At 42.3% G+C, this 331-nt stretch carries 2 tRNA genes; both read left to right on the forward strand.

Features of this window, described 5'->3' with window-relative positions:
* Positions 1-24 precede the first annotated feature (24 nt).
* Positions 25-98, forward strand: a tRNA-Trp gene (locus H131_RS18985).
* Positions 99-110: 12 nt separating this feature from the next.
* Positions 111-183 (forward strand) — tRNA-His (locus H131_RS18990).
* The last annotated feature ends 148 nt before the right edge of the window (positions 184-331 follow it).

Below are 331 nucleotides of genomic sequence, written 5' to 3' on the forward strand. Positions count from 1 at the left end.
CCCTCCACCAGTTTTTAAAGTCATAGGGGCATAGTTCAACGGTAGAATAGAGGTCTCCAAAACCTTTGGTGTGGGTTCGATTCCTACTGCCCCTGCCAAATAATTTCATGGCGGTTGTGGCGAAGTGGTTAACGCACCTGATTGTGGTTCAGGCATTCGTGGGTTCGATTCCCATCAGTCGCCCCCCTCCAGTTTATGTTCCATAAAAGGTGTTCAAAAGCCTCAATGTTATCGCTTGTTGAAGGTTGAGATTTACGTCGGAGTAAAGAAGCGTGAAAAACGTCATCTTACTTTAAGCGTATATAATTATTATTTTTAACAATTAATATTG

This window comes from Lysinibacillus sphaericus OT4b.31, from assembly GCF_000392615.1.
Lineage (GTDB): Bacteria > Bacillota > Bacilli > Bacillales_A > Planococcaceae > Lysinibacillus > Lysinibacillus sphaericus_B.